Source organism: Streptomyces sp. NPDC051219 (assembly GCF_040682335.1).
Classification (GTDB): Bacteria; Actinomycetota; Actinomycetes; order Streptomycetales; family Streptomycetaceae; genus Streptomyces.
The window spans coordinates 65,310-91,864 of sequence record NZ_JBFBAS010000003.1; the positions used below are offsets into that span (position 1 = coordinate 65,310).

Consider the following 26,555-nt stretch of genomic DNA (forward strand, 5'->3'; position numbering starts at 1 on the left):
TGGTCCGAATTGGGGACCCCGGGCGTACGCAACGTCCGCCCGGAGCGCACAGAGGGTGACCGCCGGGCTCCTCCCGTACGGCGGCTGACCACGTCCCGTGGGAGGCCGGTACGCCCCGCACAGCGACGACGTCCCGTACGGCGGCTACTTGCGCGGCCTCGGCTCCGCCTCGATCGCGGTCGCGCTCAGTCCCTTTCCGTCGGCGGCGGTGAGGGACAGGGTGCGGCCGTCGATCTTGTAGGCCGCCTTGCCCTTCAGGACGTGGTGGAGGGCCTGCTCGGTCTCCATCACCGGGGCCGGGCACATCTTCCGCGTGCTCGCGAGGCTGCCGAAGATGATCGTCGAGCCGTCGACGGTCGCCTTGCCGGAGACGTTGTTGCACCCGAGGTTTCCGCGGACGGTTCCGTCCTTGCCGAAGGTGAGCTGCGCCTTGCCCGTCATCTCGGCGGGGAGGGAGGAGGCGGTACCGCCGTCGAGAAGCGAGTCGACGGCCCACTCGGGGCCGACCAGCTGCGCGGGACGTTCCGGCTTCGAGGTGAGCGCGATGGTGTCGCCCTGCGGAGTCGTCAGGGTGAGCCGGTCGCCCGCGAGCTTCGCCTTCAGCTCACCGGCGAAGGCACGCGACAGCGCCGTCTCGAACTTCTGCAAGTCCTTCTCGCAGCCCATCTCCGTGGACTGGCCGGGGCCGACCGTGATCGAGTCGCCCTTGACCGTGACGTCGGCGCCGAACTGGTTGCAGCCGAAGTTGCCGGAGGCGCGGCCTTTGGCGTCGATCTCGACATGGGCGCCGGCGGGAGCCTTCGCCTGCTTGCCGTTCACGGTCAGGGTGTCGACCGTCCACTTGACCCCGGTGACCGGCAGCGCCGTGTCGACGGAGGAACCGCCATCGTCACCGGCACCGGTTTCCGTGCCGCAGGCGGCGAGGGTGAGGAGGGCCAGGACAGAGGTGGTCATACGGAGTTTCTGCATGGCACTGGGACGGTGCCGGTGGGGTTTCTGGTTCCATCCGGTTCCGTCACGCACGTGCACGTGCACGTGCCGGGCACCGGGCTCGGCTCCGGGCTCGCCGGGAGTGAGCAGCCGGTGGTCAGCCGAGGATCGGCAGCAGCCCCGACAGGTCCGCGCGCTCGCCGCTCGCCCTGACGGCCGCGGCCTCGACCGCTTGCCGCCACCCCGTACGCCCCGTGGCCAGCCGGATCCAGGTGAGCGCGTCGGCCTCGACGACATTGGGCGGGGTCCCGCGGGTATGCCGGGGTCCTTCCACGCACTGCACGACCGCGTATGGGGGGACGCGCACCTCGACCGATCCGCCAGGAGCCTTCCGGGCGAGGGCGTCTGCGAGGAGGCGGGTGCAGATGGCGAGGGCCTGGCGGTCGTACGGGATGTCCAGGCCGGTGGCTTCGTTCAAGTCATCCGTGTGGACAACGAGTTCGACGGTACGGGTGACCAGGAAGTCCCCCAGTGTCATGGCGCCGACGCGGGCCCGCAGCAGCCGGCCGTCCGGGGCGGGGGGAAGGCGCTCGGCGAGCCGGGCGGCCGTACGCGCGAACAGCTCGCCCGGTTCGGCGCTCGCGGCGACGGCCCTGGTGTCCTCGTCGATCCTCCCGGCAAGTGCGGCGGTCGCGAACGGCCAGTCCAGCAACCCGACTTCCTGCTCGGGCGGCGCGGGCAGGTCGAGATTCCGGCTGATGACGTCGACGGCCATGGCGAGGTGAGCCGCCAGATCGCGCACGGTCCAGTCGCCGAGCCGGGTGGGCCGGGCCAGCTGCTCGGCGCCCAGGCTGTTGACCGCAGCGCGGACCAGTTCGAACTGGGCCGTCACAGCCGCACGGACCTTGGCCGGGTCGTAACTCCGGGTGCGCTTCTTGGCGGGAGGCATGGGATCGAGGTTATCGGGGTCGGGGGGCGTCTTCCGGATCGGGCCGGACGGCCCGGCACAAGCCGGAAGACACTTTTTGTCACGCGGGCACGACGGCGGTCGCGGCGTGGATCAGTGCGCCGCCGCCGGGCAGACCGGTGAGCAGGGCGAGTCGGCGCCCTCGTGCACCGGGCCGTACAGCACACCGGACGAAGCGGGCTGCCCCGTACCGTCCCACACGCCCGGGCGGCTGTCCGGCGGCCCCGCGAGGGACAGGGACTCTCGCGGCACCCAGGTGCAGCGCAGCACGCTCAGCGGCTTTCCGGCCCCGGCATCCGGCAGCCGCAGGCACCAGTACGGCACCACCAGCATCAGTACGGCCATCGCGAACCCGCCCCATGTGCTGCCACAGGGGTCGGCCTCCGTGCACACCGGCCCGGTGTCGGCGGTGGCGAGAAGGCCGATGGCAACAGCGGTCGCCACGGCCAGCACCCACGCGACCAGCCGTGGAGCCGACCACGCGGGCAGACCGGCGGCCCGCCAGCGAGCGGCCTGCCGGGTGTCCCAGGGGAGGGCGTCGGGGCCGTGGCCGGGAGGTATCGGTACGAGCGGAGCGAGAGTCACCAACGCAGTATCCGCGGAACGCCTGGATCCGTCAGTCTCCTTGCGGCGTCCGACAACTCGCGGACAGCACCGCAGACAACACCGCGGCCCCGCCCATCGGATGGGCGGGGCCGCGATTCGTACGGAAGCCGTACCGGAGCGATCAGGCCAGCAGGGCCGGGATCGTTCCCTCGTGGGCCGCGCGGAGTTCGCTCAGCGGGATGCTGAACTCGCCCTGGATCTCGATCTCCTCGCCGTCCACGACGCCGATCCGCGTCGCGGGCAGGCCGCGCGCGCCGCACATGTCGGTGAAGCGGAGCTCCTCGCTGCGCGGAACGGCGACGACCGCCCGGCCCGCCGACTCGGAGAAGAGGAACACGAACGGGTCGAGCCCGTCGGGTGCGATCAGTCGGGCGCCCTTGCCGCCGCGCAGGCACGACTCCACGACGGCCTGGATCACGCCGCCGTCCGACAGATCGTGAGCAGCATCGATCATGCCGTCCCGGGAGGCCGAGATCAGGATCTCGGCGAGCAGCTTCTCGCGGCCCAGGTCCACCTTGGGGGGCAGCCCGCCGAGGTGGTCGTGCACGACCTGCGACCAGGCCGAGCCGCCGAGCTCCTCGTGGGTGTCGCCGAGGATGTACAGCAGCTGGCCCTCCTCCGCGAACGCCATCGGCGTACGGCGGTTGACGTCGTCGATGACCCCGAGCACAGCCACGACCGGCGTCGGGTGGATCGCGGTATCACCGGTCTGGTTGTACAGCGAGACGTTGCCGCCGGTGACCGGCGTGCCCAGCTCCAGGCACCCGTCGGCGAGGCCCCGGCAGGCCTCGGCGAACTGCCACATGACAGCCGGGTCCTCGGGCGAACCGAAGTTCAGGCAGTCGGAGATGGCGAGCGGCTTGGCTCCGGTGGCGGCGACGTTGCGGTACGACTCGGCGAGCGCCAGCTGCGCGCCGGTGTACGGGTCCAGCTTCGCGTACCGGCCGTTGCCGTCCGTGGAGACGGCGACACCGAGGTTCGACTCCTCGTCGATCCGGATCATGCCCGAGTCCTCGGGCTGGGACAGGACCGTGTTGCCCTGCACGAAGCGGTCGTACTGGTCCGTGATCCAGGACTTGGCGGCCTGGTTCGGGGAGCTGACCAGAGCCAGGACCTGCTCGCGCAGTTCCGCGGACGTCGCGGGGCGTGGGAGCTTGTTGGCGTCGTCGGCCTGGAGGGCGTCCTGCCAGTCGGGGCGGGCGAAGGGCCGGTTGTACGTCGGGCCCTCGTGCGCCACGGACCGCGGGGGTACGTCCACGATCTGCTCGCCGTGCCAGAAGATCTCCAGGCGGGAGCCCTCGGTCACCTCACCGATGACCGTGGCGATGACGTCCCACTTCTCGCAGATCTCCAGGAATCGCTCGACCTTCTCCGGCTCGACGATCGCGCACATGCGCTCCTGCGACTCGCTCATGAGGATTTCCTCGGGCGAGAGGGAGGAGTCCCGCAGCGGCACGGTGTCGAGTTCGACGCGCATGCCGCCGGAACCGGCCGAGGCGAGCTCGGACGTGGCGCAGGAAAGGCCGGCGCCGCCGAGGTCCTGGATACCGGCGACCAGGTCCTGGCGGAAGATCTCCAGGGTGCACTCGATGAGGAGCTTCTCCTGGAAGGGGTCACCGACCTGCACGGCGGGGCGCTTGGCCGGACCGGTCGACTCGAAGGTTTCCGAGGCCAGCACCGAGACACCGCCGATGCCGTCGCCGCCCGTGCGGGCGCCGTACAGGATGACCTTGTTGCCGGCGCCGGAAGCCTTCGCGAGGTGGATGTCCTCGTGCTTCATGACGCCCACACAGAGCGCGTTGACGAGCGGGTTTCCCTGGTAGCACTCGTCGAACACGACCTCGCCGCCGATGTTCGGCAGGCCCAGGCAGTTGCCGTAGCCGCCGATGCCGGCGACGACGCCCGGCAGGACGCGCTTGGTGTCGGGGTGGTCGGCCGCACCGAAGCGCAGCGGGTCCATGACCGCGACCGGACGGGCGCCCATGGCGAGGATGTCGCGGACGATGCCGCCGACGCCGGTGGCCGCGCCCTGGTAGGGCTCGATGTACGAGGGGTGGTTGTGCGACTCCACCTTGAAGGTGACCGCGTAACCCTGGCCCACGTCGACGACACCGGCGTTCTCGCCGATGCCGACGAGCAGCGCGTCATTGGCGGGAGCCTTCTCGCCGAACTGCTTGAGGTGGACCTTGCTGCTCTTGTACGAGCAGTGCTCGGACCACATGACGGAGTACATGGCGAGCTCGGCGCCGGTCGGGCGGCGGCCGAGGATCTCCCGGATGCGCGCGTACTCGTCCTCCTTGAGGCCGAGCTCGGACCAGGGCTGCTCGACGTCGGGCGTCTCGTTGGCGTGCTTGACGGTGTCGAGGCTCATCAGACGTTGACCAGCTTCTTGAGGATCGAGGTGAAGAATCCGAGGCCGTCGGTACGGCCCGTACCGACCAGCGGCTCGACCGCGTGCTCGGGGTGCGGCATGAGGCCCACGATGTTGCCCGCCGCGTTGGTGATGCCCGCGATGTCACGCAGGGAGCCGTTGGGGTTGCCGTCCAGGTAGCGGAAGGCGACGCGGCCCTCGGCCTCGAGCTCGTCGAGGACGCGCTCGTCGGCGACGTACCGGCCGTCGATGTTCTTGAGCGGTACGGAGATCTCCTGGCCGGACGAGTAGTCGGCGGTCCAGGCGGTTCCCGCGTTCTCCACCCGCAGCTTCTGGTCGCGGCAGACGAAGTGCAGGTGGTTGTTGCGGAGCATCGCGCCGGGCAGCAGGTGCGACTCGGTCAGCACCTGGAAGCCGTTGCAGATCCCGAGAACCGGCATTCCGGCCCGGGCGCCTTCGATGATGGTCTCCATCACCGGTGAGAAGCGAGCGATGGAACCGGCGCGCAGGTAGTCGCCGTAACTGAAGCCGCCGGCCAGGACGACCGCGTCGACCTGCTTGAGGTCCTTGTCGCGGTGCCACAGCGAGACGGGCTCGGCGCCCGCCTTACGGACGGCACGAAGGCTGTCCCGGTCGTCGAGTGTGCCGGGGAAGGTGACGACGCCGATGCGCGCGGTCACGACTCCACCTTGACGACGAAGTCTTCGATGACGGTGTTGGCGAGGAACGTTTCGGCCATCTCGTGGATGCGGGCGAGGGCGGTCTCGTCGACCGGTCCCTCCACCTCGAGTTCGAAGCGCTTCCCCTGGCGGACGTCGGCGATTCCCTCGAAGCCCAGGCGCGGCAGTGCACGCTGCACCGCCTGGCCCTGGGGGTCGAGGATCTCCGGCTTGAGCATGACGTCGACTACGACGCGTGCCACTGGCACTCCCGTGGTGGTTTGGTGCGAAGGCGGTTCCTTCAGAGTACCCGGCTCGAAAATCTACGCGGGTAGATATCCAGACCGACGTCAGGAAAAATTCACCCGGACCCGATTGCGAGGGGACACGCTGACGTAATTAAATGGGCTTCACGAGACAATGGCTTTAGCTGTACAAAGGAATCCGCAGAAAAGACGGATTGATCCGAAACAGCCATACAGTCGACATCGCCGCACGTCAACGCGGTGAAGTCGCACGAAGGGACCGATATCCGTGGCGCAGCGCGTAGTAGTCACGCTCTCCGACGACATCGATGGCGGAGAAGCGGCGGAAACGGTTGTCTTCGGCCTCGACGGGAAGTCGTACGAGATCGACCTCAATCTCGCCAATGCAAAGAAACTGCGCAAGAGCCTCGCGCCCTACGTCGAGGCCGCCCGCAGGCAGTCCCGGTCGGGGAAGGCGTACAAGCTCACCTCGCTCGCACCCGACCCGGCGGTGGTCCGCGCGTGGGCCCGCTCGCACCAGTACGACGTGCCGCCGCGCGGCCGGATCCCGAAGGCGGTCTACGAGGCCTACAACGCCGCTCACTGAGAACCGACTTGCATTGCACCCCCGGAGGTCGGCTAGAGTCTGGAGCACGCCGAGGGGCGAGGCCGAAGGGCCGGACCTCGCGGGAGTCATGCGGGTGTAGTTCAGTAGCAGAACATCCCCCTTCCAGGGGGAAGGCGCAGTGTGCAATTCCTGTCACCCGCTCTGCATCGCCTTACCGTCCACTCAGGTGGATCAGGTAGAGTGGTGGTAGCACCGACCAGTGAGAGCTGGCCGGGAGCATGCGGACGTGGCTCAGTTGGTAGAGCATCACCTTGCCAAGGTGAGGGTCGCGAGTTCGAATCTCGTCGTCCGCTCAGAGGAAGAAGGCCTCGGTCATTGCGACCGGGGCCTTCTTCGTGCGCCTGCGCCCCTTAGCGGCGCGAGCGATGACATTTGTCATGAGCACTCATGACAGCCCGCACTGCCGACCGGGACCCGGCGGCGGAAACCTTGAGTCATGGACAGCGACAGGTACGTGATCGACGTCGCGGGGCTCCGGCGCAGCTACGCCGGCGGCTTCGAGGCCGTCCGTGACATCTCCTTCTCCGTGGCGCGCGGCGAACTCTTCGCCCTGCTCGGCACCAACGGCGCCGGCAAGACCTCCACCGTGGAGCTGCTGGAGGGGCTGGCCCGCCCGAGCGGCGGCACCGTACGGGTGCTCGGCCACGACCCGTACGACGAACGCGATCAGGTGCGTCCGCGCACCGGTGTGATGCTTCAAGAGGGCGGCTTTCCGTCCGAGCTGACCGTTGCGGAGACCGTGCGGATGTGGGCGGGCTGTACGAGCGGGGCCCAGCCGGCCGGCGAGGCGCTGGAGGCCGTCGGACTCGCCGGGCGGGCCGGCGTACGCGTCAAGCAGCTGTCCGGCGGCGAGAAGCGGCGGCTGGACCTCGCGCTGGCCCTGCTGGGCCGCCCCGAGGTGCTGTTCCTCGACGAACCGACCACGGGCCTGGACGCCGAGGGCCGGCGCGAGACGTGGGAGCTGGTGCGTGCGCTGCGGGACGGCGGTACGACGGTGCTGCTGACCACGCACTACCTGGAGGAGGCCGAGGACCTCGCGGACCGGCTGGCGATACTGCACGAGGGGCGGATCGCGGCCGAGGGCCGGGTGAAGGACGTGGTGGCCGCCCAGCCCTCACAGATCTCCTTCGAGTTGCCGGAGGGCTTCTTCCTCGGCGACCTGCCGCCGCTGGAACGCCTGGGTGTCCAGGGGCACGAGACGACGGGCCGCACGGTGCGGCTGCGCACCGTGGAACTGCAGCGGGCCGCGACCGGCCTGCTGGTGTGGGCGGAGCAGGCGGGGGTGGAGCTGCGCGGGCTCGATGTGCGGTCCGCGTCACTCGAGGAGGCCTTCCTGCACATCGCGCGGGAAGCGACGGAGACGGCGAAGGCTACCGAGGGGGCTGCTGTCCGATGAGCACGGTACGTACAGAGGTGACCGCGGGCGGACGGCTTTCCGCCCTGGCCCGGGCCGAACTGACCCTGCTCGGCCGCAGCAGGGTGACGCTTTTCAGTGCCCTGGTCCTCCCGGCGGCGATGACCTTCGCCATCTCCTCGTCCGTCGAGGAGATGGACCTCGAGGACACCGGGCTCACCGTCGGCACCGTACTGCTGCCCGGTGCGATCGGATTCGCCATGCTGTTCGCCGTCTACGGCGGCCTGGTCGGCGTATTCGTCGCGCGACGCGAGGAGCTCGTCCTCAAGCGGCTGCGCACCGGCGAGGTGCACGACCACGAGATCATGGTCGGTGCCTCGCTGCCGCTGGTACTCATCGGCCTGGCGCAATGCGTGGTGCTCGCGGTCGGCTGCTCGGTGGTCCTGGACGTGGCCGCTCCGCGCGCACCACATCTGATCCTGGCGGGCCTGGCGTCGGGCACGGTGATGCTGGTCGCGCTTGCCGCGGCGACTGCCGCCTTCACCAAGACGGCGGAGGCCGCGCAGCTGACGACCATGCCCCTGCTCGTGGTGTCGATGGCGTGCTCCGGGATGGTCGTACCGCTCGAACTCGTGCCGGAGCAGATCGCTTCGGTCTGCGAACTCCTGCCGCTCACGGCGGTGGTGGAACTCGTACGGAGCGGGTGGACCGGCGGCGACGGGACGTACGAGACGCTGGGCAGCTTCCTCACCGCGGTGGCCTGGACCGTGATCGCCGTGTTTGCTGTACGCCGGTGGTTCCGCTGGGAGCCCAGGCGCTGACAGCGCGACGACGGGGGCAGAGGACGATGTCGATTCTCACCGGCTGGTGGGTAGGGAAGAGCAATCCCGCCAAGGTGGAGTTGTACACCCGCTGGTCGTTCCACTCCTTCGCGCTCGTCGAGGTCACGGCCATCGGCTTGGCACCGGTGATGCAGGGCGTCCCCCGGCCGACGGGCATCACGCTCTTTCTGCTGGTCTGTGTCCACGCCGTGCTGTGCGCGGTGCTCTGCTCGCGGGCCATGGACTGGACGCTCGGCAGACGGAAGCGGCCTGTGCGGCTGCTGGTCGCGATGGCCGTGTTCTCCGGCACTGCCACCCTGGCGGTGCTCTCGCTGCGGGCGGCGGACGGGCTGCGGAACACCGCGGTCGCGGCCACCCTGACCGTCGGTCTCTCCGCCTTCGGCGTGGGGGCGCTCGTACTCGGGCTGCGCCGGGTGCGGCACATGCTGTGTCTCTTCGTCGGAGCCGCGGCGGGGACGGGCACGGCCACGCTCGCCGTCGGGCTGCCCGGCAACGAGGCGGCCGGAAACGCCGTGGGCGTCTTCTGCGCGAGCGTCGGGATCGCCTTCACCTGCGGCTTCTCCGGCTGGCTGCTTCGTGCCGTATGGGAGCTGGACAGGGCGCGTGAACTACAGGCTCGGTTGGCCGTCGCGGAGGAGCGGCTGCGCTTCGGGCGTGATCTGCACGATGTGATGGGCCGCAACCTCGCGGTGATCGCGCTGAAGAGCGAGCTCGCCGTACAGCTGGCGCGGCGCGACCGGCCCGAGGCCGTGGAGCAGATGATCGAGGTGCAGCGGATCGCGCAGGAGTCGCAGCGGGAGGTACGGGACGTCGTACGCGGCTACCGCGAGGCCGACCTGCCTGCCGAACTGGAAGGTGCGAGCGGGGTGTTGACCGCCGCCGGTATCGCATGCGCGGTCGAGTCCGACTGTGTACCGGCCGGCAGCGACCTGTCGGCCGGTACACAGTCGGCGCTCGGCTGGGTGGTGCGTGAGGCCACCACAAATGTGCTGCGGCACGGCGACGCGCGGCGGTGCACGATCTCACTGACGACCGCCGACGGGCCGGCCGTCCTGGTCGTGGAGAACGACGGGGCCCCGGTCACGGCCGGCGCACGCCCGGGTTCCGGCCTCGCCGGACTGCGGGAACGGCTGACCGCGCTGGACGGCACGCTGGACGCGGGACCGGCCGGCGACGGGGTCTTCCGTCTGACGGCGACGGTCCCACTGCCCTCGCAGACCTTCGACCGCCGAGGTACGCGCAGGGCGCCCCGCGCGAGGCAAGGAGATGAAGCGTGACCAGGGACAGGGGCGGCAGCCGCCCCGTGCGCGTACTGCTCGCCGACGACGAGCACCTCATCCGCGGCGCGCTCGCCGCACTGCTCGGGCTCGAAGACGATCTGGTGGTCGTCGCCGAGGCCGCCTCCGGGCCGGAGGCGCTCGCGATGGGCCGGGCCCACCGGCCGGACGTGGCGGTGCTGGATCTGCAGATGCCGGGCGCCGACGGTGTGAGTGTCGCCACATCGCTGGGGCGCGAACTGCCGGAGTGCCGCTGCATGATCGTCACCGGTCATGGCCGGCCCGGGCATCTGAAGCGGGCGCTCGCTGTGGGAGTGCGGGGGTTTGTCCCCAAGACCGTGTCGGCGCAGCGGCTGGCCGAGATCATCCGCACCGTACACGCCGGAGGGCGTTATGTGGACCCGGAGTTGGCAGCTGACGCGATCAGCGCCGGAGACTCGCCGCTGACCGCGCGCGAGGCCGAGGTGCTGGAACTGGCGGCGGACGGTGCGCCCATCGCGGAGATCGCCGAGCGGGCGGCGCTTTCCCAGGGGACCGTGCGGAACTACCTCTCATCGGCCGCGTCCAAGGTAGGGGCGGAAAACCGGCACACGGCGGTGCGTCTCGCCCGCGAGCGGGGTTGGGTATAGTGGTTTCCGCGCTACGGCGCATGCGGACGTGGCTCAGTTGGTAGAGCATCACCTTGCCAAGGTGAGGGTCGCGAGTTCGAATCTCGTCGTCCGCTCTTGAAGTGAATTTGATGTCGCTCCGACGACACGACGAAGCCCCCGGCCGATTACGGCCGGGGGCTTCGTCGTGTCTGCCTGCTGCCTCTGCGGACCCACTGGGGCACGCCCCCGCTAGGACCAGGGGATCCCGGTGAGGAGTTCGTACGCCTCCAGGTACTTGGCCCGGGTCGCGTCGACGATCTCCTGCGGGAGTGCGGGCGGCGGCTGCTCGCTCCGGCGGTCCCAGCCGGAGGCGGGGGAGGTCAGCCAGTCGCGTACGTACTGCTTGTCGTACGAAGGCTGCGCGTGGCCCGGCTCCCAGGTGGCCGCCGGCCAGAAGCGCGACGAGTCCGGGGTCAGCACCTCGTCGGCGAGGATCAACCGGTCGCCCTCGAAGCCGAACTCGAACTTCGTGTCCGCGAGGATGATGCCGCGGTCGCGGGCGATGTCCCGGGCCCTGCTGTACACGGCGAGCGTCGTCTGGCGCAGGTGGGCGGCGGTCTCCGCGCCGACCTGACGGGCGACCTCCTCGTACGGCACGTTCTCGTCGTGGTCACCGACGGCGGCCTTGGTGGCGGGAGTGAAGATCGGCGCCGGCAACTCGGAGCCGTCCACCAGACCCTCGGGGAGGGCAAGGCCGCAGACCGTGCGGGACTCCTCGTACTCGGCGAGGCCGGAGCCGGTGAGGTAGCCGCGGGCGACGCACTCGACCGGGACCATCCGCAGCGACTTGCAGACCAGCGTGCGGCCGGCCCAGTCGGCGGGGGCCCCGGCGGGAAGCTCGGTGCTGATGACATGGTTGGTGACGAGATCCGCGAGCTGGTCGAACCACCACTGCGAGAGCTGGGTCAGGACCCGGCCCTTGTCGGGGATCTCGGTCGGCAGCACCCAGTCGTATGCGGAAATACGGTCACTGGCGACCATCACGAGGTCGCCCGCCTCGTTCTGGTACAGGTCGCGCACCTTGCCGGTGTGCAGATGTACCAGGCCCGGCACCTCGAGAGGTTCGGGCTTTTCGACGAATCCGGACACGGTTCCTCCCCGTGGTTATGTCCAATCGCCTCGATTCTCCCGTATGCGGTGAGCGGCGGCCCGGTCAGGGTCGCGCGGGGGCGGGTGGGCCTGCGTCGGGCGTGCGTCCCGTGCGTCAGTCGCGCTTGCAGATGCGGTCGAGGAGATTGGCGGTCGCGCGCTGGATCCGCTCGTCGACATGGCCCGGGCGGTCCAGCGCCGGGGACCAGGCAAAGGTGCCGGACGCGAAGACGAGCGCGCCGCTGGGCGCCCGGTAGAGAGAGGTCTCCTGGTGCCGGACCGCCCCGTCGCCGTCCTCGTACGGGGAGTGGGCCAGCAGTATCCGGCTCTCGTGCCGGGGCAGCGCGGTGCGCGGGAAGTAGCGGTCGGCCTCGCCCGCCACCAGCCCGTCGATCTCCTCACCGTCGGCCGCCCCGGTCGCCTCCCAGAGCCAGTGGCCGGCGTTGCGTACGACGAGCGGGTGCGGCTCGGGGACGCGCCCGGCGTACTGGATGCCCAGCAGCTGCTGCTCGGGCCGGTCCACGTCGCGCCAGAGAGCCGCCTTACCGGGGCCACGCCTCTTGCGGCAGGTGAGGAGGCGGTCGGGGACGCCGGAGGGCGACGGGCCCAGCTCGACCTGCCAGTACATGGTGTTGGCGGAGAGGAAGACCAGGGACGTGCCGTGCTCGCGGGCCAGCTCGGCCGTGCGGCGCATGGGTGCGGACCAGTACTCGTCGTGGCCCGGGAAGACCAGGCCGCGGTAGCGGGTGTGGTCGATCCGGCCCGCGTGCAGGTCACGGGTGTCGGCGTACGCGAGGTCGTACCCGTACCGCTCGGCCCAGCGGATGAAGTCGTAGGCGTGCCCGACATGCAGGGGGAGCCCGGCGCCCGCGTACGGACGGTCGAAGGACACCGTGACCGCCGCGTCCTCCTCACCGAGGAGTCGCCCTCCCTCGTCCCAGGCGTGGTACAGGCTCGCGCCCGTCCTGCCGTCCTCGGGGTAGAGGTTGTACGCCTGCCAGGTCACGTCCGGGAGCAGCAGGAGCAGGTCGGCCGGACGGTCGTCGCGCACCGTGAACGGGATGTGCGAGCGGTAGCCGTCTGCGGTCGTGAGCACCGCGACGTACGCGCCGATGTTCCAGTACGACGGGATCTGGAGCCGCCAGGACAGCCACCAGTGGTGGCAGGAGACCGTGCGGTCGGCGGTGAGGGGGGCCGGTTGCACGATGCCGGAGAGGCGGGGGCTGGTGGTGATCTTCGACGCGCCGTCGCCGCCGTAGTGGCCGATGCGGTAGATGTCCACGGAGAACTGCTGCGGCGGGTCCACGGTGATGTGGAAGTCGATCGCCTCACCGGGAGAGACGGCCCCGGTGGACGCGAAGCCCTTGATCTGGCGGCGCACGTCGTCGGCGGTGCGGGGGCCGGCTCCGGCGGCGCGCGGCTGCGGGATTCTACGGCCCGCACGCTCGGCCTGCTCAGTGACGAGTCCGCTGACGTGCTCGGCGTACCAGGGGACGACCTGACCGGTGTCGTCGAAGTAGTGCTCGCTGCCGCGCAGCCACGGCAGAGGGCCCTGGCCGAAAGGGTCGGTGACGGCGTGCGCGAGGGCACCCGACTCCCATCGCCGGATCTGTTCCGCGCTCATGTCGCTCCCCTCCCTCGATCGGTGTTCACCCGCTACCGGTCCCAGCACATCACATAACGCACGCACTCCGTCACCGTTCGTCGCGAATCGACGTGAACGGAATACAGCCCTCCGGATGTAACCCTCCGCATGCAGCCCTCCGCCTTCCCCCGGAAGTCACGTGCCACGGTCCGCCATGTGGCGGGCGGGCCTCACACGAGACGGACCGGCTTCTCCGCGCGAACTCCCAGGGAATGCAGCCAGGCGCGCAATGGCTCCGGATCGCCTTCCTCCACCAGACGCAGGACGCGATTGCCCAGGTCGGTACGTCGCTCGCCGCCGACCAGCAGAGCCGGGCCGTCCAGCCAGTCCAGGCCGGGGACCGCGCCGGCGGTGTCGACTGCCGCGCAGCAGACCATCGCCGTGACGTGGTCCGTGAGCAGTTCCCGCCCGGTTCGCGGTGGCTGGAGAGGGAAGAGCGGGACCGTTCCGGTGTCCCAGAGGTCCTCGCCGGTACCGGTACCGGCACCGGGGCCGCGCGGCGGCTCGGGCACCGCCGCCTCCTCGCGGGCCACCTCGGCGGTGACCCCGGCGGCCAGCGGGTCACAGCTCTCGCTCGCGAGGTGGGCCATGACCCGGTCGAGGGTGGGACCCGTCTCGTGGGCCGGGCGGCGGACGCCCATCGCATCGAGGACCCGGTGCAGGCGGGCCGCCTCCGTGCGCCACTTCCGGTCGACGACCTCCTCTGGGTACTGCTGCCAGTCCACCGGGGCCCAGTCGGGCCCGGCCCCGGCCGGGCCTCCGTGGAAGAGCCGGGCGGCCAGAAGGGACGCGGCCTCGTCCACGGCTCCGGGCTCCTCGAGCAGATCACAGGCGGGCCGCTCGCCCAACCGGGAGGCGAAGCCTTCGGCGAGGCGGTCGCGGCGGGACAGCTCGGTGAGGGCGGAGACGACACCCGCGTCGAGCCGGGACGGCCAGCGGCCCATCCGCCAGGCAGGCAGGGCGACCCGCGTCAGCAGCCGGTCCCAGCCCGCGTACGCGAGGCCGACCTGCTCCTGGGCGACGATCCGCAGTCCGTAGTCCACAGCCTGTGCACGCTCGGACGCGGCGGCGGCGACCCCGCGCTCCATCTCGGTCGCGTGCGTGCGGCACAGGCCCAGCAGCAGCCGGGCCGGCCGGCCGACGACGGAGAGGGCAAGCGCCCGCGCCTGCCCCTGCCCGGGACGGGCGGCGACGGCGAGAGCAGCGTCCAGACCCCGCACAAAACGACGGGCGGCGGCTATGTCGGGATTCGCAGAAGGTCCGGTGCCGGCCACGACGGGCGCGAGGACGGCCCGCAGCTCGGCCACCCGCATCCACCACAGGAACGGCGAACCGATGACCAGGACGGGGGCACCGGCGACGACCGCAGGGCCGCGGATCCCGTCACCGGATATGCGATGCGCGGGGTGCGTACGGTCCTCGAGCCAGCTGTCGCAGTCGGGCGTCAGGGCTATCGCGGACGGCTCGGGCACCCCGAGACGGTCCGCGAGGTCCCGCACCAGCCGGTACAGGTCGGGCGCGGACGCCTCGGCGAGCGGCACGGTCGGGCTGACGGCAGGGCCGGCCCGTACCACCACGGCCGTGAAGATGCCGGCGAGGAGCAGAACGAGGAGGGCGACACCGGAGATCACCCAGCGCGCGGTGTCCCAAGCCGGGCCGATCAGGCGCCCCGTGACACCGCCCGCCAGCAGCACGACGGCGGCGGCGGCGGGGAGCAGGGCGACGGCCAGGGCCCGGCTGCGGACCCGCAGCACGGCCATGGCCCGGGAACGCGCCACCTGCGCGCCCACTTCCACACCCATACCGGACACGACCGGATGTCACCCCCTCTGCCCTGCGACGGCTTTGGTCACTCCCCCACTGTGGCACCCGTGACCGACATCGCAATGCCGGTGGGCCAAGTGCCGGAACGCTTGCGCCGCACCCTAGTTGGGGCTCGGGCGACCGTCAGCCGGATGGCCCATCGGTCACTCGATGGAATGGCTTTGGGCAAAGGTGGCTGATTACGCCCGCCGGTCTCCGGCGGCCGCCTTCGCGGCGATGTCGGTACGGTGGTGGCCGCCGTCGAGGTGGATGCGGGCCACGGCCGCGTACGCCCGCTCACGAGCCTGGGCCAGGTCGGCGCCGGTCGCGGTCACGGACAGCACCCGCCCGCCCGCGCTCACGATCGCGTCCCCGTCCCGCCGGGTGCCGGCGTGCAGGACGTATGCGTGCGGAGCACCCTGGGCCACCACGTCGTCCAGGCCGTCGATCTGGTCCCCGGTGCGGGGGGTGTCGGGGTAGTTGTGCGAGGCGACGACCACCGTGACGGCCGCGTCGTCGCGCCAGATCAGCGGCGGCTGGGCCTCGAGCGTGCCATTGGCGGCGTTGAGCAGGACGCCGGCGAGCGGGGTCTGCAGCCGGGCCAGGACCACCTGGGTCTCCGGGTCGCCGAAGCGCGCGTTGAACTCGATCACGCGTACGCCGCGGCTGGTGATCGCGAGCCCCGCGTACAGCAGCCCGGAGAAGGGCGTACCGCGGCGGCGCAGCTCGTCGACGGTGGGCTGGAGGACGGTCTGCATGACCTCGTCGACCAGCTTCGGGTCGGCCCACGGGAGCGGCGAGTACGCACCCATGCCCCCGGTGTTCGGGCCCTCGTCGTTGTCCAGAGCGCGCTTGAAGTCCTGGGCGGGCTGCAGTGGAAGCACCGTCACGCCGTCGGTGATGGCGAACAGGGACACCTCGGGACCGTCGAGGAACTCCTCGATGACGACGCGCTCACAGGCGAGGGCGTGCTGCCGGGCCCGTTCGAGGTCGTCGGTGACGACGACGCCCTTGCCCGCGGCGAGCCCGTCGTCCTTGACGACGTACGGGGCACCGAAGGCGTCCAGCGCCGTGTCGACCTCTTCGGGCGTCGTACAGACATAGCTACGGGCTGTCGGGACGTTGGCGGCGGCCATCACGTCCTTGGCGAAGGCCTTGGAGCCCTCCAGCCGGGCGGCCTCCTCGGACGGGCCGAAGCAGGGGATGCCCGCCTCCCGTACCGCGTCGGCGACGCCTGCGACGAGCGGGGCCTCCGGGCCGACGATGACGAGCCCTGCCTCCAGCTCCGTGGCGAGCCGCGCCACGGCAGCACCGTCGAGGGCGTCGACCGGGTGCAGCTCCGCCACCTCGGCGATGCCGGCGTTGCCGGGGGCGCAGTACAGCGCGCTGACGTCGGGGTCGAGGGACAGAGAGCGGCACAGGGCGTGTTCGCGGGCACCGCCGCCGATGACAAGGACCTTCACGGCATGCAGCCTAGCCCGCTGCAGAGCGTGCCCTTGTACGGGCTGCCGAGGGGCCGGGCCCTATTCATTCGTATATTCCTCCACGACCGTCGCGCCCAGTTCGCGCACGATCAGGTCGTGGCCGGTCAGTGCGGTGTCGTCCAGGTCCGGGTCGTCCTCCGCCGGAACATCGTCCTCGGGGGCGACCGGCGGGGGCTCCGGTTCCCGGTGGGCCGGGCGCTGCGGCTCGGGGGCGGGCACCGCCCGGTGGGCGGGCGCCGTCTGTGGTCCGGGCGCGTGGCCGACGGGAGCGACGGGCGGGGCGGTCTGTACGGGCGCGGGCGCCGCGGGCGCGCCGCCTCCGCCGAAGCCGCCACCACCACCGAAGCCGCCGCCACCACCGCCTCCGCCGAAGCCGCCGCCCGGGCCGGGCGGGGGTGTCCCGCCGCCCGAGGCGTCGACGACGGCCTCGATCTTCCACTGCACCTGGAACTGCTCGGCCAGGACCTGCTTCAGCACGTCCTCGCTGCCACTGCTCGCGAAGTTGTCCCGGGCTCCGGCATTGGGGAATCCGAGCTGCAGGGTCGTCCCGTCGAACCCGGTCACCTGGGCGTTCTGGCTGAGCAGGATCCACGTGAAACGCCGTCGGTTCTTGACGGCCTCCAGGACGTTCGGCCACATGCCGCGCACCTGCGCGGCGCCCTGCGCCATACCGGGCGCGGGCGCGGCACTCGGCGCCGGCGGTGCGGCCGGCGGGGCCGGTGTGCCGGGCGCGCTCGCGGCGGCGGCCGCGGGGCCCCCGGAGCCGGGCCAGGCCCCCGGCCGCTGGCCGGAGGCGGAACCTGCGGACGCGGGCGGGGAGGCCGGAGCCGGCGGCGTCGCGGTTCCCGGCCAGGCGCCGGTTCGCTGCGGCGCCGGCACGTCAGCGGCAGCCGGTGCCTGCGGAGCGGCGGGCTCCGGCGTCGCGGGAGCTGCGGTCGGAGCCGCACCCGGCCACGCCCCCGGCCCGGTGGGCCCGCCGGGTACGGCTGCGGTGGGGGACGGCCCGGCAGGAGCCGCAGCCGGGCCCGTCTCCGGCGTGTCCGCACCGCGCACCGCCGCGCGGACGGCGGCCGGGCCGGCGCCGGGATGGGTCTGCGGGGCCGGGGAAGCAGGGGCTTGGGGGGTATGTGGGGCCTGCGGCACCAGGCCATGGGCCTCCGGCCCGGGCACGTACCCCATCACCGCCCCCGCGCCGGCACCCGCCATGAACGCCGCCCCGGCGCCACCGCGCTCCAGCCGGTCGAGACGCGCCTGCACCGACCGCTCGTCTCCGAACGCGGCCGGCAGCAGCACGCGCGCACAGATCAGCTCCAGCTGAAGCCGCGGCGAGGTCGCGCCCCGCATCTCGGTGAGCCCGGTGTTGACCAGGTCCGCGGCGCGGCTCAGCTCGGCCGCCCCGAAAACGGACGCCTGCGCCTGCATCCGCTCGACCACGTCGGCGGGCGCGTCGATCAGCCCCTTCTCCCCGGCGTCCGGCACCGCCGCGAGGATCACCAGATCGCGCAGTCGCTCCAGCAGGTCCGCGACGAAGCGCCGAGGGTCGTTGCCGCCCTCGATCACCCGGTCCACCACCTCGAACGCGGCCGCGCCGTCTCCGGCCGCGAAGGCGTCCACCACGGCGTCCAGCAGCGAGCCGTCCGTATATCCGAGGAGGGAGGTCGCCATGGCGTATGTCACACCCTCCTCGCCCGCGGCGGCGAGGAGCTGGTCCATGACGGACATGGAGTCACGGACGGACCCCGCGCCCGCCCGTACGACGAGCGGAAGTACGCCGTCCGCGACAGGCGTCGCCTCCTGGGCGCAGACCTCCGCCAGGTAGTCGCGGAGGGTGCCCGGTGGCACCAGTCGGAACGGATAGTGGTGGGTACGCGACCGGATCGTGCCGATGACCTTCTCGGGCTCGGTCGTCGCGAAGATGAACTTGAGGTGCTCCGGCGGCTCTTCGACCACCTTCAGCAGAGCGTTGAAGCCCGCCGAGGTGACCATGTGCGCCTCGTCGATGATGTAGATCTTGTAACGACTCGAGGCGGGCCCGAAGAACGCCTTCTCACGAAGATCACGGGCATCGTCCACGCCACCGTGCGAGGCGGCGTCGATCTCGATCACGTCGATCGAGCCCCGCCCGTTGCGCGCCAGGTCCTGGCAGGACTGGCACGTACCGCAGGGAGTGGGCGTCGGCCCCTGCTCGCAGTTCAGGCAGCGGGCGAGGATGCGCGCGCTGGTCGTCTTGCCGCAGCCGCGCGGCCCGCTGAACAGGTACGCGTGGTTGACCCGGTTGTTGCGCAGGGCCTGCATGAGAGGGGCAGTGACATGCTCCTGCCCGATGACCTCGGCGAACGACTCGGGGCGGTAGCGGCGGTACAGCGCAAGGGACGACACGCATACGAGGTTATCGGGGCCCACCGACATTGGGCGCCGCCCGCCGGGCCGCCGGGACACAGAAGCGCCCCTCACGCACCCGCCAGAGCCCACTTACCCTTGCTGCCTTCCGGCCCTGGGGGAGTTGGGTGAGATAGCGCCGCGTGAGGGGCTGACCCCCACCCTAGCCGATGCATGGGCCGGGGAACGAGTTCGCGAGCACTCCTCAACGTCTTGTATTGTTTGCGGCGGAGGATTCGCCTAGTGGCCTAGGGCGCACGCTTGGAAAGCGTGTTGGGGGCAACCCCTCACGAGTTCGAATCTCGTATCCTCCGCCAGTGCCTCACCGGGCACGATGTCGAAGGGCCCCACCGTTCGCGGTGGGGCCCTTCGACGTGTGTGGTCTCACTTCTGGTCTCAGTTGGCCCCGGAGGAGCCCCAAAGCTTCTCACCGACCTGGTCCGCTACCTTGCGCAGCATGGGCCCAGTCACATGCATGTAGCGAGCCCGCATCCGCGCGGCACCGCCCGGCTCCCAGCCCATGATCGCGTCCACGATCACATCCGGGACACCAAGTAGGAGGAGGACCGTGCCCGCCGTGTGCCGGGCATCGTGGAGACGGCCGTCACGTACGCCTGCGTCCTGGAGCAGCCGCTTCCACAGGTGGTAGTCAGTGTTCGGGCTCAGCGGCCCGCCGGTCGGCGAAGCGAAGACGTAGCCCTTGTGCTCCCAATCGGCCCCGGCCTCTGCTCGCTCGCGGTCCTGCGTCTCCTTGTGCTGGCGAAGAAGCTTGACCAGCGGAGCCGGTAAGCCGACTGTACGGCGGCCGGAGCGCGACTTCGTGGTCTTGTGCTCACGCCGAACCTGCTCTCGCTCGGGGCAATAGCCCGGTTTCCTGCCACACGGGTTGCCGTCGCAGCCGTGCCGGTACCTCGGCCGCAGCCGGTTCCGCCGGATGCGGAGGTACCCCGCGTCAAGGTCGATGTCCTCCCACTGGAGCGCGAGCGCCTCTCCTTGGCGGAGGCCCAGCGCCAGTGCGATGACCCACCGTGCGCTGTTCCGGAGCTTCGACGCTTCGAGGAGCAAACTCCGCACTTCTTCGACCGTGTAGGGGTCTACCTCCTCCTCTTCGATCCGAGGAGGACGAGCGATCTCGGCAACGTTGCGGGAGAGGTGCCCGCGCCGCCTGGCCTCAGCTAGCGCCACACGGACCGTACGGTGCACATGATGCGCGGTCCCGGCCTTGCTGCCCTCGCGTTGCATCTTGGCGTAGAACGCCTCCAGGTGCTCTGGTTCCAGGCGGTCGAGCCGGTGAGACCCGATGCCCGGCACCAGGTGCACACGTACGTCAACCTCGTAACCGTCGTACGTGTTCTCAGAGACGTACTTCTTGGCGATCCCATGCACCCAGTGCTCTAGCCACCTCCCGAGCGTCCATGTCTCGCCCGGCTTGCTGAGGTTCCCTGCATCGCGCTTTCGCTCGATCTCCCGGACTGCCTTGACGACTTCAGCCTTGGTTTTGCGGCCGACATGACGCCGGTCCGGCTTGCCATCCGGGCGGACACCGACGGTGACACGGCCGTGCCATCGGCCATCGGCGCCCTTGTAAATCGAGGCCGCACCGTTCGGCTCTCGGCTCCCCTTCGCCATCACGCATCACCGACCGCGGAGACGGAAGGGGCGCGGAGATGGGCGATGTATGCGGCCAGGGCATCGGCGGGAATGCGCCGCAGGCTTCCTACCTTGACCGACTCAAGTTCGCCCGAGGCTATGAGGCCGAAGCACGTGGTCCGGCCGATGCCGAGACGGCGGGCGGCTTCCTCGACAGAAAGGAGCAGGAGCGTCGGGTCCGAGGCCACGGGGGCCACTGTGGCGGTGGCTGAGGTCACTTTTCCTCCCAGAGGTCGAGGCCGAGCAGGGACAAAACGTCACGTGTGGCCACGAGCGTGGAACCGCCACACACAGGGCACGGGTAACGCGGTTCGGTCGAGTGGCGGCCTTCGCCGCCGCATTCCAGGCAAGCGGTCCATTCCCCGGCGGCGAGGGCGGCCGAGCAAGTGGCGCGGTCGGCACAGTCCTGGCGGCACACTGGGCAGTCCGTACCTGGCACGGTTGGCAAACGGTCACCCATGGTCTGCTCCCTCCAGCGGCGAGTGCCTCACACGACCACTTGCGCCGGATCATGGTCGTGCTCATGCGGTCGCTTCTCCTTCCGTGGTGTCGGGTGCGAGTGCTGCGGCTAACCATTCCTCTCCGCGCGTGAGGCCGGTTCCGGCGAAGCTCCAGTGGGCGAGGACGAGGGTGGTGTCGTCACTGTCCGGGTCGGCCGGCGCGTGGGTGTGGTCGCCACGTGCGATGGCGACTTGGAGGCGTCGCCATTCGGCGCGGGCGGTGCGGAGGGCGCCGAGGGTGGTGGAGTAGCGGCGGGTTTTGGTGGAGAAGTGGCCGCGGAAGCCCAGCATGTGGGCCCAGGCGCGGAGGCGTAGGTCTTCGAGGTCTTTTCGGGCGCCGAGAGTCCAGGCGGTGCGGATCATGCGGCGTGCGTGTTCGGGGATGGTCATGCGCCCGAGTTCGGCGAGGAACTTGATCGGCCGGTCGAGCGCGCCGGTAGCGGTCTCGGCGCCCTTGGTGGCGTACTTGGCGATGTAGGCGGCCACGGCCCGTTCGGTCAGTTCGGTGCCGCCGTCGAAGTCGGCGGATCGGATGGTGCGGATATCGAGCTGGCGGCCGAAAGCGAAGGTATGGACGCGGCCGTTGACGACCGGGCCGGGCACGTCGGCCGCGGTGGCGGCGGCGTGAATGGCCTCGGCGAGGAGTTCGGCCGTCGCCCAGGCAGGGGGCGGGGTGTCGCCACCGTCCGGGCCGTCGAGGCGGATGACGGCGTGGAAGTGGATCGCGCCGCGCCGCTGGTACTCGGCGACCTTGGCGAACGACACGCGGGCGTGGTCGGCGAAGTCCCGTTGGGTGATCCCGGCGCGCTTAGCGACCTCCCGACGCAGGTAGATCGAGAAGCGGGCCCAGATCTTCGAGGCATGCGCGTTCCACAGCACGGCCCCTTCGTAGTCGTAGGTGTCGGGGTCGAGCGGGGTGCCTAACTCGGGTGCGTCGTTGGGGTGCTGAGCACCGCAGCGGCAGCGGCCGGTAGCGGGCTGGTTGTGGACGGGGCCGAAGCCTGGAGCGGTGAAAGTGGCGAACACCCGCGGGTGGGTGGCGACTGCCTCCGGGGCGCCCTTGCCGCCCCGCAGTCCGGCGGTGATCAGCTGGTACGTGTCACGGCGGTAGGTCTCGGCGCAGGCCGGGCAGCGGGTGGCGCGGCGGTTGTTACACCGCACCAGCAGATTCCCGGCGGGCAGATCGGAGGCGTTCAGTTCGCCGACGATCTCACCGGTCGCCGCGTCGATGTCGGTGCGGTGGCCGTCGAGGCGGATCGGAGTCGTGCAGCCGCCCAGGCCGCGGAGCTGTCGGACCAGACCGGGCATAGTGCCCAGCGAGGCGAGGAAGGCGAGATCACCTACCGGCGGCGGTGCGGTGGTCTTGGTCAAGGTGGGTTCCTCCTCTCAACGGGGGTTGGCCGGGGCGCCGGGAAGGTTCGGCCGGCATGGTGTCCCGGCGGATGGTCAGCGGCGGCCGAAGACGGCAGCGGCGGCAGCGGCGGCGAGGGTGCGCAGGGCGGGGATGGTGCCGGTGCCGTGGCAGGCGCGGCAGTGGGCGGTGACGGTCCGCAGGTGCCCGGCGGGAGTGCGGCCGCCGAGGGTGATGGCAACGGAGGCAAAGCCGTCGCAGTCCGGGCAGACGCGGGCCAGGGCAGGGTGGTGCTGGGGCATGATGTTGCTTCCTTCCGGTTGATGGATCGGATAGGGGCCCTAGCCGTCCGGGCGGCGGATACTTGGCGGTAGAGGCCGCCCGGAGGGCCGGTCAGCGCTGTCGCGTCTGGCCGTTGGCGAGCGAGCGCAAGACGACGGCGCAGACCGCGACCGAGACGGCGGTGATGGCGACCGCGAGCAGCAGCGAGACCAGGACCGCACCGATGACGAGAACGACCGCGGCGCCACCGCCGACGACGGCGAGCAGGCCGGTCGGGGTCAACCGGACCGCAGGAGCCGACGTCGGGGCCAGGGCCGGGGTGGTGTGCTGACAGGCGCAGTCGGTGTGGTGCTGCTCGGCCGGGGCCGGGTGGATGAGCGGGGTGACGATGCCGGTCGGAGTCGGCATGGTCGGGACACGGGGTCGGAGCATGATGGATCTCCCTTCGGGGCTGGTTACTTGGTGGTGCCGTTGACGACGTCGACGCCGGTCTTGGTGCCGGATTCGATGGCGGGGGCGAGGAAGGTGTCGGCGAGGAGGAAGCCGCCTAGGAGGAGCACGACGATCAGCCAGGTCGGCGGACGCATGAGGCGGATCCCGAAGTAGCCGAAGATGGCGACCAGGACGATCAGCGGCAGTTCGACGTTCACGGCAGGTCTTTCCGGATAGGTCAGTTGCCGCGGCAGCGGTGGGTGCGGGCGGCGAGCTGAGCGGCGGAGCGGGTGGTGTAGTCGGCGGACCAGCCGCAGTCGTCGCGCGAGCAGACGGCGGCGTGCTTGGTGCGTCCGTTGCGGTCGCGGTGGGTGCCGATCTGCACCGGGCCGATCCGCATCACGGAGTAGAAGAAGTCACGGGCACGCATGGCGCGTTGTCCCTTCGTGGCAGGTGAGCGGGGCGGCGTACTTCTCGACAGCGGCGACGTACGCGGTGACGGCGGCCAAGAGATCTCGCGCGAACTTGAGCTGCTCGGCCGGGGAGAGGTCGTCGTCAGCGCAGAGCGTCAGCGATGCGTGCGTGTCCTGGACGGCGAGGATCGGAGTGCGCTCCGTGCCGTAGTCGTGGCACAGCACGAACGGCTTCTCGGCCAGGTGGAAGCTGATCGAAGTCATGAAGAACCTCCGTTAGGCGAGGTGGACGGCGAGCTGGTCGGCCATCGGGCCGGGCAGGCCGAGGCGGTCGCGCAGGGTGGCGGCATCGATTGGTGTGCCGGTTGCCGAGCGATGGGCTTCGGCGACCTTGCGGGCGTGGTCCACGAGGGCGGGTGGTACATCGGCGGGCGGCGGTGAGGCAGGGAGGGCGGGAACAAGCTCTGCGGCCTCGACCGCTTCCGGCTCAGGCGCGGGGTCCGGTTCGGCTGGCGCAGTCACCGGCTCGACCACGTGCAGCGGTGCAGGGTCGATGGCACCAGTGGCTTCACTGGTCGGTGAGTGGACGAGGAGGGTGCCGCCGAGGAACGCCAGGGCGGGCCAGCCGGCGACCAGGATGCGCAGCCAGTCAGGCACGTCGCTCAGGTCGAGAAGTCCCGCGGTGGCGACGTTGGCGCCCAGGGAGGCGGCCAGGGCGACGGCGAACCAGGTCCACGCGGCACAGGCGGGCTCACCCTGGGCCCGCAAGATGCGCAGGCGTCGCCAGGCCGCGACGAGCAGCAGGTCGACGGAGACCGGGTAGGCCCAGGCTTTCCAGCCGTCCTGTCCGGCAGCGGCAGCGAGGTCGTGCAGGTGGGCGAAGGACAGCGCTCCGGCGATCACGGCTTGCACCAGCACGGCATCCGGGCGGATCGAGCGGGTCACGGTCTTCACCTCCTCTGGGGTTGGGGCCGGGCCGGGCGGGGCTCACGAGGTCTTGCCGCCCGGTCGCGGCGGGTGTTCAGTCGTTCGGGGCCTGGCCGGTGCCGAAGCAAGTCAGGCAGAGGGCTTCCTGCCGGTCGGTGCTCTGGTGCTTGTGGCGGCCGCCGACCTGGAAGGACTCCGAGACCTGACCGGTCTTGCAGTCGGGACAGGGCTTGGGCTTCGCGGCCCTGCGGCTGGTGCTCTTCCGTGCCGTCATGGCTCCTCCTTCGGGCATGGCAGGGGTAGAGACCTGGCGCGAGACGGTCGCGCCGACCGACGGGCGGGGTGGTTCAGGCGGTGGTGGGTGCTGCGGCGAGGGTCGGGATCTCGACCGACGCGAGGTCCGGCAGCACCGGACGAAACGGCGCCAGCTCCGCGATCTCCGGGGTGCGGTGCGCGTGCGCGTTGCAGGCGGACACGGCCTGGCGCATCGAGGTGAAGGGGGTGCGGATGCGGATCCAGCCGCCCGAGGAGTCACCGGCAATGGCCATGCCGGGCCGTTCGGTGGGGATCTGTGTGGTGGCTAGTACCGCGTCCGGGGATATGTCGCCGAACGCCATCTTGGCGGAGGCTTCATCGTTGACCCGGTGTGAGACGCGGCCGGTCAGCTGGGCCCGGAGCATGGTGATCCCGTCGCCGAGTTCGGCGCCGAAGCGCTGCCCGCAGATCTCCACATAGATGCCTGCCGCGCGGCCGAGCTGAACAAGGCGGACCAGGGCAGTGATGATCCGCTCGCGGCGTTTTTTCTCTGCCGGGTTGGCGAACAGCGCCAGCTCCGCCACCTCATCCACGACCAGCACGATCGGCACCGGCCGCGACTCCGCGGGCAGGCCCCAGATGTCGGCGGTGATCTCCGCATCCGGCGTGTCCGCGCTGATCCGCTGTTCCCGCCGGATCACCTGGTAGATCGCACCCATCCGGGCCACGAGGGCTTCCAGCAGGTCAGCCGCTTTGTCGGGGTTGTCGGCCAAGGCGGTGAACCGGCGTGCCAGCGGAGCGAGTTCGACGCCTTGCTTGCAGTCGATTCCGGCGAGGGCGACGTGGCGTGGGGCGAGTTCCTTGACCAAGTGCCGTTGATAGACGGACTTGCCGGACTTGGTGGCGCCCAGGTTCAGCGCGTGTGGCACCTCCTCGTAGTCCCGGTAGTGGACCTCCCCGTCCTCGCGCAGGGCGACGGGTATCCGCAGGCCCTTTCGCTCGATCTTGGCGGGCATCTGCACGCGCTTGAGGACGTCGTAGCCGGTCATCCGTAGCTCGACCACGCCTGACTTGATCTCGCGGGAGATGATGCCCTGCATCGAGAACGAGTGCCGCAGCCGGTCCGTGGAGGCCGCGAAGTCGAACGCGTCCTGACCGGGCCGCAGCTTCAGCCGCAGCACCAGGCCCGTACGGGTCGGTCGCAGCCGCAGGACCCGCGGTGGACGGGACTCCGGCGCCGGCCGGTTGGCCATCCGGGCCAGGGTCAGCCGCAGCCGGGACGGCGGAACGGTCAGCCCGCAGGCGTCCATGACCGAGGCGTACCGGACGGTCACCCGGATCATCGCGAAGACGACCCCGAAGGTCATCCAGTACCAGGCCGGACGCTGCCACCGCAGCACCAGCGCGACGGCTGCCAGGACGAGCAGCAGGGCTGCTAACAGCTCGCTGGACATCCCGGTCAGTCCTCCGCGCCGGACGGGGTAACCAGAGCGACCGCGCGGAAGGCGATGCCGAACCGCTTCTCCCCGCCGAAGGTGTTCTCCCAGTCCCGGGCCTTGAGGCCGACGACCTTGACCGGCAGCCCCAGCTTCACACCGGCCGGGATCCCCGTCTCCGGGATCGACACGTTGTACAGGTTCGCCTCACCGTCATCCGCGATGGTCAGGCCGACCGTCATCATCTTCGCCTTGGTCTCACGGTCGACGGCGACCTCACCCGTCTCCTTGTTGATCACCTTCAGCTTCGGCTCAACCGCTACGAACACCACCGCGGTCGAAAGGTCGATCTTGAAGCTAGCCATGGAGCCGACTCCTTG

General features: G+C 70.7%; 28 protein-coding genes, 4 tRNA genes and 1 other RNA gene. 9 read left to right on the forward strand and 24 right to left on the reverse strand.

The window, feature by feature from the left end:
* Window positions 1-144: 144 nt before the first annotated feature.
* The 6 genes from AB0M62_RS05190 to purS all read right to left on the reverse strand — a co-directional run bounded on the left by AB0M62_RS05190 (window position 145) and on the right by purS (window position 5,796).
* On the reverse strand, window positions 145-954 hold the full coding sequence (locus tag AB0M62_RS05190; protein ID WP_366072753.1) for an META domain-containing protein: 810 nt from the start codon (window positions 952-954) through the stop codon (window positions 145-147).
* A 133-nt stretch (window positions 955-1,087) separates the two neighbouring features.
* Window positions 1,088-1,879, reverse strand: a complete 792-nt coding sequence (locus AB0M62_RS05195) for a sterol carrier family protein (RefSeq protein ID WP_366072754.1) — start codon at window positions 1,877-1,879, stop codon at window positions 1,088-1,090.
* Between the two features lie 111 nt (window positions 1,880-1,990).
* Complete coding sequence (locus AB0M62_RS05200; protein WP_366072755.1) at window positions 1,991-2,482, reverse strand: hypothetical protein; 492 nt, start codon at window positions 2,480-2,482, stop codon at window positions 1,991-1,993.
* Between the two features lie 142 nt (window positions 2,483-2,624).
* On the reverse strand, window positions 2,625-4,874 hold the full coding sequence (purL, locus tag AB0M62_RS05205) for a phosphoribosylformylglycinamidine synthase subunit PurL (RefSeq protein WP_366072756.1): 2,250 nt from the start codon (window positions 4,872-4,874) through the stop codon (window positions 2,625-2,627).
* Entirely contained in the window at window positions 4,874-5,554 is a 681-nt protein-coding gene (gene purQ, locus AB0M62_RS05210; protein ID WP_366072757.1) for a phosphoribosylformylglycinamidine synthase subunit PurQ, read from the reverse strand. Before purQ ends, purL begins: the two co-directional genes overlap by 1 nt.
* Entirely contained in the window at window positions 5,551-5,796 is a 246-nt protein-coding gene (gene purS / locus AB0M62_RS05215) for a phosphoribosylformylglycinamidine synthase subunit PurS (RefSeq protein WP_254370817.1), read from the reverse strand. Before purS ends, purQ begins: the two co-directional genes overlap by 4 nt.
* Window positions 5,797-6,067: 271 nt before the next feature.
* Here purS and AB0M62_RS05220 point away from each other — a divergent pair, with 271 nt between their 5' ends.
* The 8 genes from AB0M62_RS05220 to AB0M62_RS05255 all read left to right on the forward strand — a co-directional run bounded on the left by AB0M62_RS05220 (window position 6,068) and on the right by AB0M62_RS05255 (window position 10,603).
* Entirely contained in the window at window positions 6,068-6,385 is a 318-nt protein-coding gene (locus AB0M62_RS05220) for an Lsr2 family protein (protein ID WP_366072758.1), read from the forward strand.
* Between the two features lie 90 nt (window positions 6,386-6,475).
* Window positions 6,476-6,547 (forward strand) — tRNA-Gly (locus tag AB0M62_RS05225).
* A gap of 79 nt (window positions 6,548-6,626) precedes the next feature.
* Window positions 6,627-6,699: transfer RNA gene (locus AB0M62_RS05230), tRNA-Gly, on the forward strand.
* Window positions 6,700-6,842: 143 nt separating this feature from the next.
* Entirely contained in the window at window positions 6,843-7,802 is a 960-nt protein-coding gene (locus tag AB0M62_RS05235) for an ABC transporter ATP-binding protein (protein WP_366072759.1), read from the forward strand.
* A complete protein-coding gene (locus AB0M62_RS05240; RefSeq protein WP_366072760.1) occupies window positions 7,799-8,581 on the forward strand; it encodes an ABC transporter permease in 783 nt (260 codons plus the stop codon). The genes AB0M62_RS05235 and AB0M62_RS05240 overlap by 4 nt, the downstream gene beginning before the upstream one ends.
* Window positions 8,582-8,607: 26 nt before the next feature.
* The gene (locus tag AB0M62_RS05245) at window positions 8,608-9,879 is read left to right on the forward strand and encodes a histidine kinase (RefSeq protein ID WP_366072761.1); all 1,272 of its coding nucleotides are present in this window, start codon (window positions 8,608-8,610) and stop codon (window positions 9,877-9,879) included.
* Window positions 9,876-10,508, forward strand: a complete 633-nt coding sequence (locus tag AB0M62_RS05250; RefSeq protein ID WP_366072762.1) for a response regulator transcription factor — start codon at window positions 9,876-9,878, stop codon at window positions 10,506-10,508. The genes AB0M62_RS05245 and AB0M62_RS05250 overlap by 4 nt, the downstream gene beginning before the upstream one ends.
* A 22-nt stretch (window positions 10,509-10,530) precedes the next feature.
* A tRNA-Gly gene (locus AB0M62_RS05255) sits at window positions 10,531-10,603 on the forward strand.
* Window positions 10,604-10,718: 115 nt separating this feature from the next.
* Here AB0M62_RS05255 and AB0M62_RS05260 read toward each other — a convergent pair.
* The 6 genes from AB0M62_RS05260 to ffs all read right to left on the reverse strand — a co-directional run bounded on the left by AB0M62_RS05260 (window position 10,719) and on the right by ffs (window position 19,085).
* The gene (locus tag AB0M62_RS05260; protein WP_366072763.1) at window positions 10,719-11,618 is read right to left on the reverse strand and encodes a phosphoribosylaminoimidazolesuccinocarboxamide synthase; all 900 of its coding nucleotides are present in this window, start codon (window positions 11,616-11,618) and stop codon (window positions 10,719-10,721) included.
* A 115-nt stretch (window positions 11,619-11,733) separates the two neighbouring features.
* On the reverse strand, window positions 11,734-13,242 hold the full coding sequence (locus AB0M62_RS05265) for a N,N-dimethylformamidase beta subunit family domain-containing protein (RefSeq protein ID WP_366072765.1): 1,509 nt from the start codon (window positions 13,240-13,242) through the stop codon (window positions 11,734-11,736).
* Window positions 13,243-13,433: 191 nt separating this feature from the next.
* Window positions 13,434-15,065 carry a hypothetical protein gene (locus AB0M62_RS05270; protein ID WP_366072766.1) on the reverse strand — a complete coding sequence of 544 codons (1,632 nt, stop codon included), beginning with the start codon at window positions 15,063-15,065 and terminating at the stop codon, window positions 13,434-13,436.
* A 201-nt stretch (window positions 15,066-15,266) separates the two neighbouring features.
* Window positions 15,267-16,529, reverse strand: coding sequence for a phosphoribosylamine--glycine ligase (gene purD / locus AB0M62_RS05275; RefSeq protein ID WP_366072767.1), 1,263 nt, complete (start codon window positions 16,527-16,529; stop codon window positions 15,267-15,269).
* Between the two features lie 60 nt (window positions 16,530-16,589).
* Window positions 16,590-18,929 carry a DNA polymerase III subunit gamma and tau gene (locus AB0M62_RS05280; RefSeq protein ID WP_366072768.1) on the reverse strand — a complete coding sequence of 780 codons (2,340 nt, stop codon included), beginning with the start codon at window positions 18,927-18,929 and terminating at the stop codon, window positions 16,590-16,592.
* A 57-nt stretch (window positions 18,930-18,986) separates the two neighbouring features.
* Window positions 18,987-19,085, reverse strand: an RNA gene (gene ffs / locus AB0M62_RS05285) — signal recognition particle sRNA small type.
* Window positions 19,086-19,158: 73 nt separating this feature from the next.
* Between ffs and AB0M62_RS05290 the strand changes: the two genes are divergently transcribed.
* Window positions 19,159-19,246, forward strand: a tRNA-Ser gene (locus tag AB0M62_RS05290).
* A 79-nt stretch (window positions 19,247-19,325) separates the two neighbouring features.
* Here the strand turns inward: AB0M62_RS05290 and AB0M62_RS05295 are convergent.
* From AB0M62_RS05295 to AB0M62_RS05350, 12 genes are all read right to left on the reverse strand, one after another.
* Entirely contained in the window at window positions 19,326-20,558 is a 1,233-nt protein-coding gene (locus AB0M62_RS05295; protein ID WP_366072770.1) for a site-specific integrase, read from the reverse strand.
* Window positions 20,558-20,797, reverse strand: coding sequence for a helix-turn-helix domain-containing protein (locus tag AB0M62_RS05300; RefSeq protein ID WP_366072771.1), 240 nt, complete (start codon window positions 20,795-20,797; stop codon window positions 20,558-20,560). Before AB0M62_RS05300 ends, AB0M62_RS05295 begins: the two co-directional genes overlap by 1 nt.
* A gap of 303 nt (window positions 20,798-21,100) precedes the next feature.
* Window positions 21,101-22,387, reverse strand: coding sequence for a replication initiator (locus AB0M62_RS05305; RefSeq protein ID WP_366073058.1), 1,287 nt, complete (start codon window positions 22,385-22,387; stop codon window positions 21,101-21,103).
* Window positions 22,388-22,525: 138 nt separating this feature from the next.
* The gene (locus AB0M62_RS05310; RefSeq protein ID WP_366072772.1) at window positions 22,526-22,732 is read right to left on the reverse strand and encodes a hypothetical protein; all 207 of its coding nucleotides are present in this window, start codon (window positions 22,730-22,732) and stop codon (window positions 22,526-22,528) included.
* Between the two features lie 91 nt (window positions 22,733-22,823).
* Window positions 22,824-23,144 carry a SpdD-like protein gene (locus AB0M62_RS05315; protein ID WP_366072773.1) on the reverse strand — a complete coding sequence of 107 codons (321 nt, stop codon included), beginning with the start codon at window positions 23,142-23,144 and terminating at the stop codon, window positions 22,824-22,826.
* A gap of 23 nt (window positions 23,145-23,167) precedes the next feature.
* On the reverse strand, window positions 23,168-23,362 hold the full coding sequence (locus tag AB0M62_RS05320; RefSeq protein WP_366072774.1) for a hypothetical protein: 195 nt from the start codon (window positions 23,360-23,362) through the stop codon (window positions 23,168-23,170).
* Window positions 23,363-23,382: 20 nt separating this feature from the next.
* A complete protein-coding gene (locus AB0M62_RS05325; RefSeq protein WP_366072775.1) occupies window positions 23,383-23,574 on the reverse strand; it encodes a mobile element transfer protein in 192 nt (63 codons plus the stop codon).
* Window positions 23,561-23,821, reverse strand: coding sequence for a hypothetical protein (locus tag AB0M62_RS05330; RefSeq protein WP_366072777.1), 261 nt, complete (start codon window positions 23,819-23,821; stop codon window positions 23,561-23,563). The genes AB0M62_RS05325 and AB0M62_RS05330 overlap by 14 nt, the downstream gene beginning before the upstream one ends.
* Before the next feature lie 12 nt (window positions 23,822-23,833).
* Window positions 23,834-24,502 carry a DUF2637 domain-containing protein gene (locus AB0M62_RS05335; RefSeq protein ID WP_366072779.1) on the reverse strand — a complete coding sequence of 223 codons (669 nt, stop codon included), beginning with the start codon at window positions 24,500-24,502 and terminating at the stop codon, window positions 23,834-23,836.
* 76 nt (window positions 24,503-24,578) lie between these two features.
* On the reverse strand, window positions 24,579-24,758 hold the full coding sequence (locus tag AB0M62_RS05340) for a hypothetical protein (protein ID WP_366072780.1): 180 nt from the start codon (window positions 24,756-24,758) through the stop codon (window positions 24,579-24,581).
* 73 nt (window positions 24,759-24,831) lie between these two features.
* Window positions 24,832-26,193 carry an FtsK/SpoIIIE domain-containing protein gene (locus tag AB0M62_RS05345; protein WP_366072781.1) on the reverse strand — a complete coding sequence of 454 codons (1,362 nt, stop codon included), beginning with the start codon at window positions 26,191-26,193 and terminating at the stop codon, window positions 24,832-24,834.
* A gap of 5 nt (window positions 26,194-26,198) precedes the next feature.
* Entirely contained in the window at window positions 26,199-26,540 is a 342-nt protein-coding gene (locus tag AB0M62_RS05350; RefSeq protein ID WP_366072783.1) for a hypothetical protein, read from the reverse strand.
* Window positions 26,541-26,555 lie beyond the last annotated feature (15 nt).

Excerpts from the sequence above, each read along its gene's own strand:
- AB0M62_RS05190 (WP_366072753.1), bottom strand. The coding sequence starts at position 954 with ATGACCACCTCTGTCCTGGCCCTCCTCACCCTCGCCGCCTGCGGCACG.
- AB0M62_RS05195 (WP_366072754.1), bottom strand. The coding sequence starts at position 1,879 with ATGCCTCCCGCCAAGAAGCGCACCCGGAGTTACGACCCGGCCAAGGTC.
- purL (WP_366072756.1), bottom strand. The coding sequence starts at position 4,874 with ATGAGCCTCGACACCGTCAAGCACGCCAACGAGACGCCCGACGTCGAG.
- AB0M62_RS05235 (WP_366072759.1), top strand. The coding sequence starts at position 6,843 with ATGGACAGCGACAGGTACGTGATCGACGTCGCGGGGCTCCGGCGCAGC.
- AB0M62_RS05240 (WP_366072760.1), top strand. The coding sequence starts at position 7,799 with ATGAGCACGGTACGTACAGAGGTGACCGCGGGCGGACGGCTTTCCGCC.
- AB0M62_RS05245 (WP_366072761.1), top strand. The coding sequence starts at position 8,608 with ATGTCGATTCTCACCGGCTGGTGGGTAGGGAAGAGCAATCCCGCCAAG.
- AB0M62_RS05265 (WP_366072765.1), bottom strand. The coding sequence starts at position 13,242 with ATGAGCGCGGAACAGATCCGGCGATGGGAGTCGGGTGCCCTCGCGCAC.
- AB0M62_RS05270 (WP_366072766.1), bottom strand. The coding sequence starts at position 15,065 with ATGGGTGTGGAAGTGGGCGCGCAGGTGGCGCGTTCCCGGGCCATGGCC.
- AB0M62_RS05295 (WP_366072770.1), bottom strand. The coding sequence starts at position 20,558 with ATGGCGAAGGGGAGCCGAGAGCCGAACGGTGCGGCCTCGATTTACAAG.
- AB0M62_RS05305 (WP_366073058.1), bottom strand. The coding sequence starts at position 22,387 with ATGCCCGGTCTGGTCCGACAGCTCCGCGGCCTGGGCGGCTGCACGACT.
- AB0M62_RS05310 (WP_366072772.1), bottom strand. The coding sequence starts at position 22,732 with ATGCCCCAGCACCACCCTGCCCTGGCCCGCGTCTGCCCGGACTGCGAC.
- AB0M62_RS05315 (WP_366072773.1), bottom strand. The coding sequence starts at position 23,144 with ATGCTCCGACCCCGTGTCCCGACCATGCCGACTCCGACCGGCATCGTC.
- AB0M62_RS05325 (WP_366072775.1), bottom strand. The coding sequence starts at position 23,574 with ATGCGTGCCCGTGACTTCTTCTACTCCGTGATGCGGATCGGCCCGGTG.
- AB0M62_RS05330 (WP_366072777.1), bottom strand. The coding sequence starts at position 23,821 with ATGACTTCGATCAGCTTCCACCTGGCCGAGAAGCCGTTCGTGCTGTGC.
- AB0M62_RS05340 (WP_366072780.1), bottom strand. The coding sequence starts at position 24,758 with ATGACGGCACGGAAGAGCACCAGCCGCAGGGCCGCGAAGCCCAAGCCC.
- AB0M62_RS05345 (WP_366072781.1), bottom strand. The coding sequence starts at position 26,193 with ATGTCCAGCGAGCTGTTAGCAGCCCTGCTGCTCGTCCTGGCAGCCGTC.
- AB0M62_RS05350 (WP_366072783.1), bottom strand. The coding sequence starts at position 26,540 with ATGGCTAGCTTCAAGATCGACCTTTCGACCGCGGTGGTGTTCGTAGCG.